16 protein-coding genes and 1 riboswitch are annotated in these 15,304 nt (G+C 43.2%); of the genes, 13 read left to right on the top strand and 3 right to left on the bottom strand.

Features of this window, described 5'->3' with window-relative positions:
* The first annotated feature begins 31 nt into the window (after positions 1–31).
* The 7 genes from FE782_RS21980 (at position 32) to FE782_RS32985 (ending at position 7,104) form a co-directional block, all read left to right on the top strand.
* Positions 32–673, top strand: coding sequence for a glutamate ligase domain-containing protein (locus FE782_RS21980; protein WP_138196493.1), 642 nt, complete (start codon positions 32–34; stop codon positions 671–673).
* A gap of 143 nt (positions 674–816) precedes the next feature.
* Complete coding sequence (locus FE782_RS21975; protein ID WP_138196492.1) at positions 817–2,100, top strand: D-alanyl-D-alanine carboxypeptidase family protein; 1,284 nt, start codon at positions 817–819, stop codon at positions 2,098–2,100.
* 351 nt (positions 2,101–2,451) lie between these two features.
* Positions 2,452–4,302 (top strand): asparagine synthase (glutamine-hydrolyzing), encoded by a 1,851-nt coding sequence (asnB, locus tag FE782_RS21970; protein WP_138196491.1) that lies wholly within the window; start codon positions 2,452–2,454, stop codon positions 4,300–4,302.
* A 99-nt stretch (positions 4,303–4,401) separates the two neighbouring features.
* Positions 4,402–4,833, top strand: coding sequence for a BlaI/MecI/CopY family transcriptional regulator (locus tag FE782_RS21965; RefSeq protein WP_138196490.1), 432 nt, complete (start codon positions 4,402–4,404; stop codon positions 4,831–4,833).
* Entirely contained in the window at positions 4,830–5,687 is an 858-nt protein-coding gene (locus FE782_RS21960) for a M56 family metallopeptidase (protein ID WP_138196489.1), read from the top strand. The genes FE782_RS21965 and FE782_RS21960 overlap by 4 nt, the downstream gene beginning before the upstream one ends.
* 12 nt (positions 5,688–5,699) lie before the next feature.
* Positions 5,700–6,758 carry a D-alanyl-D-alanine carboxypeptidase family protein gene (locus tag FE782_RS21955; protein WP_138196488.1) on the top strand — a complete coding sequence of 353 codons (1,059 nt, stop codon included), beginning with the start codon at positions 5,700–5,702 and terminating at the stop codon, positions 6,756–6,758.
* Positions 6,759–7,005: 247 nt separating this feature from the next.
* The gene (locus FE782_RS32985; RefSeq protein ID WP_138196487.1) at positions 7,006–7,104 is read left to right on the top strand and encodes a dihydroorotate dehydrogenase; all 99 of its coding nucleotides are present in this window, start codon (positions 7,006–7,008) and stop codon (positions 7,102–7,104) included.
* A gap of 57 nt (positions 7,105–7,161) precedes the next feature.
* Here the strand turns inward: FE782_RS32985 and FE782_RS21945 are convergent, their stop codons facing one another.
* A complete protein-coding gene (locus FE782_RS21945) occupies positions 7,162–7,389 on the bottom strand; it encodes a hypothetical protein (RefSeq protein WP_138196486.1) in 228 nt (75 codons plus the stop codon).
* Positions 7,390–7,675: 286 nt separating this feature from the next.
* Here FE782_RS21945 and FE782_RS21940 point away from each other — a divergent pair, with 286 nt between their 5' ends.
* Positions 7,676–8,797, top strand: a complete 1,122-nt coding sequence (locus tag FE782_RS21940; RefSeq protein ID WP_138196485.1) for a sensor histidine kinase — start codon at positions 7,676–7,678, stop codon at positions 8,795–8,797.
* Positions 8,798–8,887: 90 nt separating this feature from the next.
* Here the strand turns inward: FE782_RS21940 and FE782_RS21935 are convergent, their stop codons facing one another.
* Both FE782_RS21935 and FE782_RS21930 read right to left on the bottom strand, forming a co-directional pair.
* Complete coding sequence (locus tag FE782_RS21935; RefSeq protein WP_138196484.1) at positions 8,888–9,397, bottom strand: C40 family peptidase; 510 nt, start codon at positions 9,395–9,397, stop codon at positions 8,888–8,890.
* Positions 9,398–9,401: 4 nt separating this feature from the next.
* Positions 9,402–9,533: riboswitch (cyclic di-AMP (ydaO/yuaA leader) on the bottom strand.
* A 169-nt stretch (positions 9,534–9,702) separates the two neighbouring features.
* Positions 9,703–10,386 carry a YdcF family protein gene (locus FE782_RS21930; RefSeq protein ID WP_158299501.1) on the bottom strand — a complete coding sequence of 228 codons (684 nt, stop codon included), beginning with the start codon at positions 10,384–10,386 and terminating at the stop codon, positions 9,703–9,705.
* A gap of 198 nt (positions 10,387–10,584) precedes the next feature.
* Between FE782_RS21930 and FE782_RS21925 the strand changes: the two genes are divergently transcribed.
* From FE782_RS21925 to FE782_RS21905, 5 genes are all read left to right on the top strand, one after another.
* A complete protein-coding gene (locus FE782_RS21925) occupies positions 10,585–11,667 on the top strand; it encodes a KamA family radical SAM protein (protein ID WP_138196482.1) in 1,083 nt (360 codons plus the stop codon).
* A 26-nt stretch (positions 11,668–11,693) separates the two neighbouring features.
* The gene (locus tag FE782_RS21920; RefSeq protein WP_138196481.1) at positions 11,694–12,230 is read left to right on the top strand and encodes a hypothetical protein; all 537 of its coding nucleotides are present in this window, start codon (positions 11,694–11,696) and stop codon (positions 12,228–12,230) included.
* 462 nt (positions 12,231–12,692) lie between these two features.
* Positions 12,693–13,439 (top strand): sulfite exporter TauE/SafE family protein, encoded by a 747-nt coding sequence (locus FE782_RS21915; RefSeq protein WP_138196613.1) that lies wholly within the window; start codon positions 12,693–12,695, stop codon positions 13,437–13,439.
* Positions 13,440–13,656: 217 nt separating this feature from the next.
* Complete coding sequence (locus FE782_RS21910; protein ID WP_138196480.1) at positions 13,657–14,814, top strand: murein hydrolase activator EnvC family protein; 1,158 nt, start codon at positions 13,657–13,659, stop codon at positions 14,812–14,814.
* Positions 14,815–14,842: 28 nt separating this feature from the next.
* Positions 14,843–15,226 carry a NusG domain II-containing protein gene (locus FE782_RS21905; RefSeq protein ID WP_138196479.1) on the top strand — a complete coding sequence of 128 codons (384 nt, stop codon included), beginning with the start codon at positions 14,843–14,845 and terminating at the stop codon, positions 15,224–15,226.
* Positions 15,227–15,304 lie beyond the last annotated feature (78 nt).

Genomic DNA, 15,304 nt, shown 5'->3' with positions numbered 1-15,304 from the left:
TACAATTCAGGTAACCGGCGTCGAAAATGTAATGAAACCGATAATTCATTTTCGCGAACAAGGGGAACCATATACGCTCCATTTGCCGATTCCGGGGCATTATAACGTATGGAATTCGATCGGAGCCGTTCTGCTGGCGAGACGCAGGGGAATTCCATATGATACAATCGCCGAAGCAATCGCCTCTTTTCCCGGTGTCCCGGGGCGTTTTCAAAAGTTTGAACATCCTTCCGGAGCAGTGGTCGTTGTTGACTATGCACATACTCCCGATGGGTTGCTCCAGTGCCTTGAGACAATACGAGCGATGAAACCTAAACGGATCTTACACATATTTGGGTTTCGCGGAAACAAGGACGATTCGAAGTGGGGCGTCATGCTGAACATCTCGAATCGTTATTGTGGTAAGACAATTCTTACATTTGACGACCGTAATGGCGTTCCCAAGGAGAAGATTCTACAAAGTTACCAAAGCTTTAGTGGACGTTGCGAAGTCATTGAAGATCGCACGATGGCCATCTCCCATGCGTGGGAGGTTGTCAAGAAAGGAGATTGGATCGTGATTACGGGAAAAGGACCGGAGCCATACACGGAACCATTCATATTATCGACTTCCTCGGATATCGAAACCATTCGTGTGCTTAGTGAGAGAGTGACACCCCAAAATAAATTATGAATTTGACCTCATCGCACACATAGGACTACAATCTGTAGTGTGAATCAAGTGTATAATTTGGTGATGACCTGTCATTGGACTCTTTTGTTGTTATTTGGGCGAGAAACCCAGCATCGCGATAGACTATTAAAGGAGTAGGAATAATGTTACGGAAACGTACCGTTCGAGCTGTCTTCATATTATTATGCGCCTTGTTTGTTCAAGGCTTAATATTATCTCCCCAGAAGGTAGAAGCGGAGAGTGATAATGTTGACCTTGGTTTAAACGTGAAGTCCGCCATTTTGATGGAACTGACGACAGGACAAATCATATATGGTCTTAACGAGAATGAACCGCGACCTCCTGCGAGTATGGCCAAGATGATGACAGAGTACTTGGTTATGAGACAGATTGAGACCGGGAAGATCAGCTGGGATGACATGGTGATGACGTCGAAGAACGCAGCGGATGCGATCGGTTCGGGACAGCTAATGGCGGAAGGACAGACCTACCCTCTTCGCAAAGTGTTCGAGTTACTATCCATTTATTCCGGCAACGACGCCGCTATTGCGTTGGCAGAACATATTTCAGGGACACAGGACGGATTTGCGAAACTGATGAACGAGACGGCGAAAGAGCTTGGCATGTCGGAAGGTGCTCGTTTTATTAACTCCACGGGTTTGGAGAGAGACGACATGGTCGAAGAACCTGCCATCGAGGGTGAAACGCTCATGTCCGCCAAGGATGCGGCTATTCTCGCGAGAGCGATTATTACGGAATATCCGGAAGTGCTCGAATTTACAAAGATCCCACAACTGAAGTTCGAAGAAACCGACGCTGAGCCGATGGTCAATTGGAATTGGATGGTCGAAGGAAATAAGGATAGCGTGAGCTTACAACAATTTGCATATGAAGGGCTTGACGGGTTGAAAACCGGCAATACAAATTCGGCCGGTTACTGCTTTACAGGTACGGCGGAGCAGGATGGTATGCGTCTTGTGAGTGTCGTGATGGGCGCGGATTCGATAAGCGCACGGTTTAACGAAACTAGAAAACTGCTTGACTATGGGTTTAACAATTTTGAAGTTAAAACAATTCTTTCGGCAAAGACAGAATTACCCGACCTCCCATCGATTCAGATTCGCAATGCAGTGAATCGGGAAGCCCCGGTCTTGATTGGCGAAGGGCTTGTCGTTGTGGGTAGGAAGGGTGAAGAGGGCACGAGGACGACGAAATATCAACTGTTCGAAGAGTCGAAGTTGGTTGCCCCTCTTCAAGCTGGGGCTCAAGTGGGTAGCGTAACGGTAACCTATCAAGGCAGCGATTATGAGGTCCCGCTCGTTGTAGCGGAGGACGTGGAACAAGCCGGATGGTTCCAAATGATGCTGCGTGGTATGGGGGACTTTTTCTCAAATCTGTTCTCCGGCATCACGGGCTTGATCGGATAAGGTTTTTATAAATGAGGTTGACTAAAAAGCGGCCGCAATCCATAGATTGACGAGTCATCGCACAAAAACTACACTATGTAGTGTCGTGACTCGAAAATGAAATAATGGGGAGATATAATCCGTGATTGGAATGATTGAAGGTGTGATGACGATTACAACGTTAGCCTTTGTTTTCTGGATCATTCTGATTGGAATTATGATATACGGGTTCATTAAACTATATAAGAAACTCGAAGTGTAGAAGAGGAAGAACACGTGTGATCTCTTATAATAAATATACTACAATGTGTAGTGGCATGATTGTTTCATTATTCTTTTTCATGAAGTAATCAACCAGGAAGGACAGTGAACATGTGCGGGATTGTAGGGCTGATGTATTTTGGTGAAGGGAAAGCAGAAACGGAAGTATTGGGAAACATGACAGAAACCATTATGCATCGGGGACCGGATGACGTGGCTTATCACTTCGATGGTCAGATCGGCTTAGGGTTCCGAAGGTTGTCGATCATAGATATTGACGAAGGGCGCCAGCCTTGCTCGAATGAGGATGGAACAGTCTGGTTGGTTTTTAACGGAGAAATTTATAATTACAAAGAGTTAAGGAGTATGTTGATCGAGAAGGGACACCGGTTTTCTACCCAGTCCGATTCCGAAACGATTGTACATCTTTATGAAGAGTATGGGGGAGACTGTGTCGATTATTTGAGAGGTATGTTTGCTTTTGCGATTTGGGATTCTCGAACACGAACATTATTTGCTGCACGTGATCATTTCGGGATAAAACCATTTTATTATGTTTTAGATCAAGAGGGGTTCGTTTTTGCTTCCGAAATCAAAGCACTCATTGCTAGCGGGAGAGTGAACAAAACAGTAAGAATGGAAAGCTTGGTTGCGTATTTGACCTTCCAATATGTCCCTCAGCCCAACACAATGTTTTCGAACGTGCATCAATTGCAGGCAGGGCATTGTATGCGAGTAGATTCTGATGGGAGGGTACAAGTAAGTAAATACTGGTCACCCATTTTTGAACCATCCGAACGATCCATGAACGACTATATCGAAGATATTCGTGAGTCTTTGCGCAATTCCGTTGAATTTCATATGCAAAGCGACGTACTTCGAGGCTGCTTTTTATCTAGCGGCATCGATTCTTCAGCGATAGCGGCCCATATGAATTCCTTCGAGTCGATTCGAACCTTTTCTGTAGGATTTGAGGGCTCGAACAATGAGACCGTTATTGCAGGAAAAACAGCTTCCGTATTGGGGACAGATCACTACGATCACATTATTTCAGAAGAAGAGTATTTCGGAAGTGTAAGAAAGACAGTTTGGCACCAAGACGATCCGGTGGCGGACCCGGCCGCTGTCGCACTGTACCATGTAGCTCGCTTGGCTAAAGAGCATGTCACTGTTGTCCTATCGGGTGAGGGTGCCGATGAATTGTTCGGCGGGTATCGCATTTACCGAGAGCCGAACTCTTTGCGAGCGTTAAGTTGGCTTCCTTCGGAGTGGAAACAAATGATGAAGAACATCCTAACCAGTGCGCCATGGTCGTTTACAGGGAAAAACTATTTAATAAGAGCGTTTACGCCTCTTGAACAGCGCTTTTTTGGCAATGCGAATATTTTTCATGAAGATGCGAAGCAGGATTTACTTACGAATTGGGAGATATGGTTTCATAAAGTGGGAAGGCCAAGCGATATTACGAAAAAAATTTACCAAGAATCGGTTCACCATGATTCGGTTACCCGGATGCAGCTCATTGACTTGAACTTATGGTTAACCGGGGACATCCTGATGAAAGCCGATAAAATGACCATGGCACACTCGCTAGAATTACGAGTCCCCTTCCTTGATAAAGAAGTGTTTGAGGCAGCTAAACGAATACCGGCTCACTACCGGATTGCGAAAGGGACAACAAAGTTAGCTTTTCGAAAGGCAATGGAAGGTGTAGTACCGGATTTTGTAGTGAATCGCCCCAAACTGGGCTTCCCGGTTCCGCTCCGAGATTGGCTTCGTAACAAAGAAAGGATGTCCGTCATCCGTGAGCAATTACTAATGCCTTCCATGGCGCGGTATTTCCATCTTCCGTACATTGACCGCATGGTGCAGGATCACTTAACCGGTCGAGGGGACTTTTCCAGAAAACTGTGGGTGTTATACATTTTTAGTCTCTGGCATGAAATGTACATCGAGCATTAAGTTTGTAATACAACAATTGACCTACTAAACACTATTAACTACAATTTGTAGTATGGTGAATTTCAACTTGTAGATTTTTATCGTTTGGGGGGATGTGATTTGACCGTAAAAAGAGTAAACGTAAAAGAAGAAGGGTTAAATGTTTTTTTCGGTCCCTTGGAAGCAAAAATTATGGAACTGATCTGGAGAAAAGGGGGGTATTCGGCGAAGGAAATGCAGATGGAATTAAGCGCTGAAAACCCCATCTCTTTTAATGCGGTAATGACTGTCATGAATCGCCTTTCATTGAAAGGATATTTGAAAAAGCAAAAAAAAGGTAGCGGTCGAGGACGAGCTTCAATTTTTTTCCCAGTACAAAATAAAGATGAGTTTATTCTGGAACAAACAAGGTCCATTACGCAAGGTCTGATGAACGAATATGGAGAATATGTCGTGCCTCACATGCTTGATGCATTAGAACAGGCAGATCCGGAATTGATTACAAAATTAGAGGAAAAGCTATCGTCGCTGAAAAGCAGGTCTTCCAAATGAGGCGGTTTGCGGGTTACAGAGTAACTTTCATTAGTGTTGTTATACTAGGCTTTTTCCTTTTATCACAGATGATTTTATTTATCGTTCATCAAATATGGGATGTAGATGCAGGATGGAATATTGTACAGTATTGCTTAACTGCTGTTCAGGGGTTACTTCAGCGGCCAATCGTAACCGCAGTGTTGTTTGATATCTTTATAGCTTATACGTTCGCTAAAATGGGTATACGCCTGTACAGACAATGGAAGCAACATAGGAGTTGGCTATATGATCTGAGGTTCGCGGAAGATTGTCTTTTAACGGAGAAAATAAGGAAACAGTTCAGCAACGATAGCCTTGTTGTCGTTAAACATCAAACGTGGTTTGCCTTTGTATTTGGAATGTGGAAACCCAAAATTGCGCTATCGTCAGCGATGGTATCAAATTTATCAGAAGAAGAATTGAAAGCTGTTATTTTTCACGAGGTGTATCACAGCAATAGGTTCCACCCTGTAAAGTTACTCATAGTTACATTATTTGCCGAAGGCTTCTCCTATTTGCCCATATTTCGGCAAGTTCAGCATTACTATAAGTGCTGGACGGAAATCGAAGCCGACCGTTATGCACTTGATCAGACGGGTGACTTACAGTCGTTAGGAAGCGCTTTGTTGAAGATGATACGCTGTAACGAAGAAAACGATTCATTACCCTCCGCCGTACATTTTGCGGATTATGCAGTGAATTATAGAATTAAGCACTTATTGGTACCTGAAGAACCGATTCGAATTAGAGCGGTTAGCAGAAGGGCCTTCACGGTGTCGTGTATTGGCATCCTGGTCATGATGAACGGGATGATCGGTGGGTGTTTATCATAAGGAGATCACATCATGTTTTTACGTATGTTACTTATTTTCGCTATCGTTAGTGCTGCGGTTTTCGGCAATGCCATTTCGGTTACAGCAGCAGAAGCTCCCGTCGCACCAAAAATATCTAGCGGATCGGCGATAATCATGGAAAAGGAAACGGGAACGATTTTATTTGAAAAAGCGGCAAAGGAGCGAATGTACCCCGCTAGCATTACAAAAATTGTAACGGGCATCGTTGCATTGGAAATCTCAGAACTGGAAGAAATCGTCACCGTTTCGGAAGAAGCACGCTATGAAGAGGGGACAAGGGTGTATCTGTCGCCAGGCGAGCAGAAATCGATGAAACTGCTTCTTTATGGACTTCTTTTGAATTCAGGAAACGATGCAGCAACAGCGATTGCAGAACATATTGACGGTTCAAAGCGTAATTTTGCTGATCGGATGAATGAATTTGTTAAGGAAATAGGTGTGCAACAAACCCATTTTACGAACCCGCATGGGTTGCACGAGTCCCAGCATTATACAACAGCAATAGATATGGCGCTTATTACTAGGTACGCAATGGCCAATTCCGTGTTTCGCGAGATTGTTGCTACAAAGACGCTCCCCTGGGATGGGGAAGAATGGGATTCGGAGCTGGTGAATCATAACAAACTCCTGTGGCGATATGAAGGTGCTACTGGGGTTAAGAACGGATACACAGACCAGTCCGGAAATACGTTGGTCGCGTCGGCGGAACGAAACGGAAACGAACTGATTGTGGTCTTGCTAAAGGGAGATTCCAGCGAGGCTGTATACGATGATGCCGTACATTTATTGGATTACGGATTCGAGTTGTTACAGATTTCCCCGATCGAACCAGAAGTTGAGAAGGAAGAGCCCGCTGTGCCGGCAACAACTATAGAACCGATAGTTATAGAAAAGGCACCAATCAAGGAGACTAGTGTGCCCAACTACTCCAACTGGTTGCTTGCGATTGTGTGGTTTACCATGAACCTATTTATTGTGATGGTTGCTTTTCTTCGATGGAAAAAATCGAGACGTGATTACCGGATAAACTCGGAACGTCATGAATCTTGACGGGAATCAATTGTGCATTTTGTACTCGGTTAAAGTGAATTTAATATTTAGCGGATGGATAAATCGTGGTTTGCTGTACCCCAGTTAAAAATAGCGAAGCTGCGAAATCAGCGTGCCCCTCCTGCGGTGAGAAGGGTAAGAACGTGCAACTCATACCGCTAATTGGACGATAGCACAGGAATTCTGTAATTCATCTGCATACATTGTCGTGCACGTTAAAAATAACAACAAACAAGAGGTGATTTCGATGAGCCATGTCGCTGGAGCAGGTTTGTACACATCAACCGGTGCAATATTGGTACTCTTTATTCTTCTTGTCATCATTTCCAGATCTTTTGTGCTCTAAAGATCATCTGACGGAAAGGAGATCCCCAATTGACTAACGGGGATCTCCTCCACTTCATTAAAATCCGGGCGTGATTTGATAAGGAGGGAAAGATTCATTAACTTCCCAAGACTCGACAATACGCCTTGCGTTAGGAAAATCATAACCTCTTCCCATCAAAAATGTGATGGCGGAAATCTCGAACATGGAATGAGCGACTGACGTGTATTTCATTTCATATAAACCATACCGAACGACTGGTTCAACGGTACCGAGTACATAATTTCTCAACATTTGATCGTGCATTTTATCGCCTTCCTTAAATAGGATTTGATTGGTTTGCTCATTACACAGTCTCATGTTATTCACCTAAGTGGAGGAAGGAATCGGGCAATCGCCCATGAAATACAATTCGCGAATAAGAAAGTGATTTACGATTTATGAGAAGTGCTCGCAGAGGAGCAATTCTCACGGTTACTTCACAAAGATAATTGGATAATAATACCACTATACGGTATGTAGTGACGACAAGGAAATGCCCGATACCTGTCGAATGTTATAGTTGAGTTTTGTTGACCTAGGGGGGCGTTCCTTGTCAGACTTAATCACATATCTAAAAGAACATCAAGAAACAATTATTCAATGTTGGATGGATAACTTTTTACCACAATTCCCTGATTTTTATAACTCAGAGCAATCATTGAAGCAGCTTATCGAACAGACAAGTATCTATTGCGGCTACGTATATGATATACATATCCCGTATAAGCAACATTATTTCTTTCGATTAATACCAGAAATTTGTTTGTTTTTCATAAAGGGGAATATACCAATCAGTCATATTCTTCATAGTAATCATGTATGGAGAGAATCTCTTATACTGGTTTCTCAAGGATATAGTAATTTGGGTTTCTGCTGGAATCAGTTCAGAGAAATCATGGCACGCATTGATAAGTTTGAAATAGCTATGTTTGAATATTACTACAATTATATTAATACAACCTTGGAGGACAAAGATAAAACGATCAGCAGACTCCATGAAGAGAAAATGAGCATTATAGGAAAAATGGCCGCAAGCATGGCACATGAAATTCGAAATCCTTTGACTGTTGCTTTAGGGTTCGTGAATCTGGCGAAAACAGCCAAATCAAGGGAATTACACCGGAAGTCCAAAGATTATTTATCCATTGTTGAAGAAGAACTTGAAAAAATTCAGATGCAAATTACAGGATTCTTAAGCTTTACTAAGAAACAACTCGTCGAAGAACCTTTGCAAATGATCAGAATCATTGAAGGTGTTGAATCCGTTTATGCATTAATAAGCCCCAGACTAGTAAATGAAAACATAAGGTTTACAATCGAGATTTCAGACAGTAAATTAAACGTACAGAAAGTGGGGCTCCAGCAGGTATTATCTAATATTATTAATAACAGTATTGATGCGCTGTTAGAGATCGATAAAGAACGAGAAATCAAGATTACGGGTTACAATAAAGAAAACCACTACTTTTTGTGTATCGAAAACAATGGCCCAGAAGTTTCTGCAGAAATCAGAGATCAGATGTTTTCACCGTTTGTGACGAATAAAAAAGAAGGTACGGGTCTCGGTCTAGCTATCTGTAAACAGATCATAGAAAAGAATGGTGGGAGAATTTATTGCGATAGCAACAGAGAAAAGACTAAATTTACAATGGAATTCCCATTTACAATGTGAGGTGTGTCAAGAAGGGAAGGGACAATCTATTCTGCAAATTAATCTATGTAAATAGACCGCCGTCTCGGCGGTCTATTTACGTTCGAAAGATTAATTGGACTCTGTCAATACCGTCGTCTCGGACTCATGGGATAGCTTTTCTTCCATCGACAAATAATTTTGACCATAAACAATACGCCTTGCTGTTACGTATCGAGTCTTATAGTACTCTTCGTCCAAGCCGCTAATGCGTACGCCGTAGCTGCTGGAAGAGTGAGCGAAGCGACCGTCACCAATGTAGACACCTGCGTGGGAAATCCCTTTTCCATCCGTATTAAAAAACACAAGATCGCCGGGTCTTAAATCTGCTTTCGCTACTTTGTCTCCAGCTTCGGCTTGCAATTTGGAGGTTCTAGGGAGTTGGGTGCTAAATTGTTTGAAAATATACGAAAGAAATCCGGAGCAGTCGAATCCTTCGGTTGTCGTGCCTCCCCATAGGTAAGGCGTACCAACAACTTCATTAACTGCACTCTCTAACTTCGTGTCGTCAGCTAGGGCAACGTTGGCCTGAAATGCCATGGCCAGCAATGCACCCGACAACAACAAACTCACCTTCTTCATTTATGTATCCTCCTTCAGTTGCCTACGAGGTTAGCTAAGGGTTCGGTTGAAGGTTCCCTATGATCTTCGACAATCGAGATCAATTCACCCAATACGGATCCCCCGTCTTCGTTATGAAGTTCGGCACAATCTCAAGGATACATAATTCGACAGCGTTCTACGGTTTCCTCCCAATTCACAAAAGCGACATTAATAGTCTATCATAGGCCCCACTTTTATAGTTTCTATTTGACAAAATAATAACTTTTCTATTATACTACACACCGTAGTTTAGATCACTTGGCTTCATTGCAGTGTTTCATCGATTAGATACGCAATAATAGCAACCCAAGATATTCTTTCAATGCATGGCCCAGTTTGTTTACGGCTTCGTATGAAGGCAGAAATCTCTCGGGATACAATTTCAAGGATTTGCTTACCATATAACCGGTAGGGTATGGGATGATCTCTATACCTTCTTCCTCGAAATGTTGAACGGAACGGGCCATGTGCAATGCTGATGTAACTAATATTGGTTCGGTTATTTTGTTTTCATCAAGGATACTCTTCACATACTTAATATTATCTTCTGTGTTACGGCTTTTATTTTCCACCCAGACCTTATTTTCCGGAATTCCCATTGCAACCAACCAATTTTTGCTTACCATGGCCTCAAAACCAGTATCCGGATATACTTTGCCGACGGAAATAATGATTGGAATATCCAGTTTTTTATACAGAGCAGCGGCGGCAAGTAGACGATTGGCCGTTTCGCCGGATGGATCACCGGGACCGCCGGCCCCTAATGTATCGAGGGTTGCTCCTCCTGCTAATACGATAATTGCTTCGCCCTGGATGTTTTGAGGCGGCTCATAGAGTTGTTCAAGTCGACCTAATATCGTATCCGAAACGAGTGAGATTGTGCTTGCATAGAAACTCACAAGGAAAAACAGAATAAGTAAGTGAACGCGAGTACGCTTCCGAAGCATAAGAATCCACCAAATCAGCAAAGGCAGTAAGAAAACTCCCGGGGGAACTACGAAGGATAAAAGAAACTGAAGTAAGAACATTATATTGTGAGCACCTTTCCTTGAGTCATCTTGTAATAAACTGATTGATTGAGCTAGAGCTTTTAAAACATTATACTACAGTGTATAGTTTGACCAAAGCATGATGTACTATTCGGATGCTTATGGGGGTGCTTTTTCGTGAACGTTAAATATTTCCGTAGCATAGATCAAATTAAGGGTTTGTCCATAGAGGAAAAGGAACAATTAAAGGAGGTTACAAATTCCTATGTGTTCCGTGCAAATGATTATTATTTGAATTTGATTGATTGGGTAGATCCAGATGATCCCATTCGGAGGCTTATCATTCCAAGTCTCCATGAGCTAAAGGAATATGGGAGATGGGATGCTTCAGACGAAGAGGATAACTATGTAGTACCTGGTTGCCAACATAAATATCAGACAACAGCTTTATTGTTAGTGTCGAACGTATGCGGAGCCTATTGCAGATATTGCTTTCGCAAGCGGTTGTTTCAAACAGGCCAAGATGAAACGATTACGGACATTGAACCGGCTATTCAATATATTCAAAACCATCCATCGATCTCTAATGTATTATTGACCGGAGGCGACCCTTTAACCCTTTCTACATCCCGTTTACGATTCATATTACAACAATTAAGCGGTTTATCTCATGTGCAAATTATTCGCATCGGGACAAAAATGCCGGTCTTTAACCCGATGCGGTTTACAGAGGATTCAGAATTACAAGCGGCGTTTAATGAAACCATGAACCAAGGGAAGAAAATATACGTTGTCATGCACATTAATCATCCAAGAGAGATTACAGAGCAAGCAATGAAGGGATTTTATGCGATTCACCAAACCGGTGCCGTAATGGTGAATCAGACGCCTATTTTAAAAGGTATAAATGATGATCCTGAAGTATTGGCGGAGCTTTTGGATAAATTAACTTATGCAGGTGTTGCGCCTTATTACTTTTTTGTCAACCGACCTGTCATTGGAAATGCAGACTTCGTTCTGCCCTTGAAGATAATTTACGATATAGTCGAGTCTGCGAAATCCAAAACTTCCGGTTTAGGGAAGCGCGTTCGTCTTGTAATGAGCCATTCAACAGGAAAGATAGAAATTTTGGGCATAACCGATGGGCAAATATATTTAAAATACCATCAATCGAAATCCGGGGAATACGGAAAAATGATAGCTCTTCCTTGTCCTGAAACGGCTGCCTGGTATGATGATCTACTTGGTCACGGTTCATGATTACCTTGAACGGAGAAGAGGGTAAGTTGCTGCAGCCATTAACCGTGCTCTGTACAAATGGAATGTTAAGCAAGACGTTGGCGGTGGTACGCTCGTTGGGATCTCAAGGCGCAAAAATGATAGTTGGCGAGAAGATCAAACTGCATACAAGCGGGTTATCAAAATTCGCGGCTAGTTCCAAAGTTTATCCCGATCCAACCAAAGAGGAGCATGCGTTTCTGTCCTGGATCATGCATACGATAATCTCGGAAGAATGTAATGTTTTGATCCCAATGGATGACGATACGATGAGAGTCGTTGTGAAGCATCAGAATGAGATACGAAAACACTGCCATTTATCGATTCCTGATTGGAATAGTTATACTATTGCCGCAGATAAGCGCCTTTCGATCGGACAAGCCCTAAAGTTGGGGGTACCATGTCCGACAACTGTTTCTCCGCACTTTACGCAGGGGCCAAATGAAAGAGAGTTATTGGAACAAGTAAAACCGCGACTCTTTACATTACTAGCGCTGCTGTTGTCTCGACTTAGTCTGCATGCTGAAGCCATGCATGATGGATGAGATCAAGATTAGACATAAGCGCAATCAATAAGACAATTGAATAGTTATTATTGTTAAGGAACTTACAGTACACGGAATTTGGCTCATCGCAAAAGGGACATACCGCCTCAGTACAGGAATTTTTATGAGAAATATTCCCTGGGCGGGCATTGCCCTTAAGATCTATAAGCAAATGTTCCATTTCGTAATCATGGTTGTCCAAGGTAAAATGAATGCTCCAAAGATCGTCTCGAATTACATCTACATTCTTAATTTCGATGAGGTTTAGTAGTTCTATAAAACGTTCTATTTCTGGGGTGATGAAGGACTCCATCAAATTTCATTTACTCCTTCAAAGTAAATTGTTGATCTATGATATGCTTTGGTACGCTTTTCTGCTTCAGCAATTTTCGAATGAACATGGGGACAGATTTGATAACCGAATGTGAACACCATATCCGCATGGAGATGAAGCGAATAGTGATGTATGAATTTTTTAGCAAGATAAGCAATATAATCAGCGGCCCTTTATTCAGCGTCGCGCAAACTGATATCGCCGTGCTTTCGGCGTTATTTCTGGGATTTGTTGGTTCAGTAGCTCCGTGTCAAATTTCTGCAAATGCGGCAGCGGCCATGTTTTTTGGGAACCGTCAGGTACAAGCCCGACTACGTTGGGTAGAAATCTTGCTGTATTTGCTCGGCAAAGTGGCAGTATTCAGCGTACTTGGAATCATATTCTTTTTATTTGGTCGGGAGCTCTCCACTGATTTTATCCCGCTGTTTTCCTGGAGCAGGAAACTCCTGGGTCCGCTTTTGATTATCATTGGGTTGTTTATGCTTGGACTGATAAGTCTGCAGGTAAGCTTGGGTACACGGCTATCTCAATGGTTGCAAGGAAAGTCGAGGCGGTTAGGCGGCAAGGGCGGTGCGTTTTTGCTTGGAGCTGCGTTTTCTTTAGGCTTCTGTCCCACGATGTTTGTCTTGTTTTACGGTTCTTTGATGCCCTTAAGCATAAGTGCGCCGTATGGATTCGTTTTTCCTACCATCTTCGCAGTCGGAACCGCGATGCCATTTTTATTATTCGTAGGCTTAATGGTGGGGTTCGGATTAGATCAAATCGTGATTCATAGAACAAAAAAAATGGGGCTGCTTGTTCAACGTTTTGCAGGGTTTCTGATGTTTGTATTGGGAATCGCTGATACCGCGACATATTGGATAACGCCTTTTTAATAGGTGGATGCGGTGTCTTCGCGACAGGGTATAATCCGCATAGAGCGGCATAGTATTAAAACTTTATTATTCGGGCCGGAAGGGCAGCGTCACTTAATAGGATGTTTGTCGATCCTGTGAACCTCGAACCTCCTACACTGAAACCACACATTTATCCAATACACTGGCCACACCAGTTGACTATGGGTTCTTGTGACAGTGAAGGAGGCTTTTTCGCTTGAAGAAGATACTGCTTATCTTTGCTTTCCTTGGAATCTTATTCGAATACAACTTACCCGTTATAAGTGGAGCAAGCGCTATATCGTCCGAAAGTATCGTACTTCAAAAGTTAATACATAGAAAAGAAGCTGTGAAAAGACAAGCCGAAGCTGCGACGAACCGAATCGAAGAGATTGAAAAGGAGAAAGAAAGAGCGGTACTGGATATGAGAACACTGATGGAGCAAATCGAGGAAGCCTCCAGCGATTTAATGAATATACAGAGCAAAATCAACGCTGCGACAGCGAAGCTCCTTGTGACCGAAAAGCAATTGGAAACGGCCATTCATCACGCGGACGAACGCAATGTACAAGTTCAATCCAGGGTTGTCATGATATATAAAGAGGGTTATGTACCTTATCTTGATGTCCTGCTGCATTCCGCAAGCTTTTCCGATTTTTTGCAGCGTGCGGACAGCTTGCTGTTCATGATCCGAAGGGAAAAGGAATTATTCGAAATCGCAAAGAGGGAAAAGCGGATTGTCGAACAAAAGATAGATGGAATGGAACGATTGCTTTCCGAATTATCAACCAGTTATAACGAACTGACATTTATAAAAAAGACCTTGCAAGTGAAAGAAAAAAACAAAGAGGTGCTGATTGCGAGCTTAGCGTCTGAGGTTGAGGAGTTGGAGGAACTAACGGAAGAACAAGAGGCGTTCCTCCTTGAAGTCGCTCGGACGGAAAGCGAGCTGCTCCGAAAACAGACGGCTTCCGGTTCGGTGAAGTTTGCCTACCCGCTTGTGAAAAAGGCGAGGCTTTCTTCCGGCTTCGGGACCAGAACGGATCCTGTAACCGGCAAGAAAGGTGCATCTCATAAAGGCGTTGACTTTGCCGCACCGGCGGGCACGAACATTCTCGCATCGAAAGAAGGAACCGTATTGGTTACCGATTGGATCAGTGGATATGGGAATACGGTGATCATCGACCATGGCGGAGGGGTTTGGACCCTATACGCCCATATGAGGAGTATCGATGCCCGTCAGGGAGATAACGTGAAAAAAGGCGAGGTTATCGGGGAGGTGGGGGCGACTGGTAAAGCGACAGGAAACAATCTGCACTTCGAAGTCAGAGTAAACGAAAAAGCTGTCGATCCGAAACCTTACCTTGGGCTATAAGCGGATCGACCGACATGGGGGATGAAGCATGAAGAAGGGGGATCTTTGGATTTTATTCTCGATGCTCCTCATGGTCACGTCCGTGTATATTTTGAAGTGGCTTCATCAATCACCTGAAGAAGCGCTTCAAAAGCCAACCATCGCAAGAATTGAACTGGATGGCAAGTTATATCGCGACGTGGAACTGTCAGGGGTGAGCGAGATGATCGAAATTCGAACATCCAAAGGTTACGACCTTCTGAAAGTGGACAACGGCGGGATCGAAGTGGCCGAATCCGATTGCCCCGAGAAAATCTGCATGAGCTATGGGAAAATCGATCGAGTGGGGGAAGTCATCATTTGTTTGCCGAACCGAATGTTTATCAAAATTGTTGACGGCGGTCAACCAGAGATTGATGCACTTTCTGCTTAGGGGTAGAAGCAGAGTAACGGATGATTCGATTGGATTGATGGAATGCTATCACAAATAATTACTGTTATTGGAGGTAAA

The organism is Paenibacillus antri, from assembly GCF_005765165.1.
Taxonomy (GTDB): Bacteria; Bacillota; Bacilli; order Paenibacillales; family YIM-B00363; genus Paenibacillus_AE; species Paenibacillus_AE antri.
Note: the sequence above shows the minus strand (reverse complement) of the source record. Positions and strands in the feature narration are given on the sequence as shown.

Coding starts and splice junctions, on each gene's coding strand:
- FE782_RS21980 (WP_138196493.1), top strand. CDS start 32: ATGAAACCGATAATTCATTTTCGCGAACAAGGGGAACCATATACGCTC.
- FE782_RS21975 (WP_138196492.1), top strand. CDS start 817: ATGTTACGGAAACGTACCGTTCGAGCTGTCTTCATATTATTATGCGCC.
- asnB (WP_138196491.1), top strand. CDS start 2,452: ATGTGCGGGATTGTAGGGCTGATGTATTTTGGTGAAGGGAAAGCAGAA.
- FE782_RS21960 (WP_138196489.1), top strand. CDS start 4,830: ATGAGGCGGTTTGCGGGTTACAGAGTAACTTTCATTAGTGTTGTTATA.
- FE782_RS21955 (WP_138196488.1), top strand. CDS start 5,700: ATGTTTTTACGTATGTTACTTATTTTCGCTATCGTTAGTGCTGCGGTT.
- FE782_RS32985 (WP_138196487.1), top strand. CDS start 7,006: ATGAGCCATGTCGCTGGAGCAGGTTTGTACACATCAACCGGTGCAATA.
- FE782_RS21945 (WP_138196486.1), bottom strand. CDS start 7,389: ATGCACGATCAAATGTTGAGAAATTATGTACTCGGTACCGTTGAACCA.
- FE782_RS21935 (WP_138196484.1), bottom strand. CDS start 9,397: ATGAAGAAGGTGAGTTTGTTGTTGTCGGGTGCATTGCTGGCCATGGCA.
- FE782_RS21915 (WP_138196613.1), top strand. CDS start 12,693: ATGTATGAATTTTTTAGCAAGATAAGCAATATAATCAGCGGCCCTTTA.
- FE782_RS21905 (WP_138196479.1), top strand. CDS start 14,843: ATGAAGAAGGGGGATCTTTGGATTTTATTCTCGATGCTCCTCATGGTC.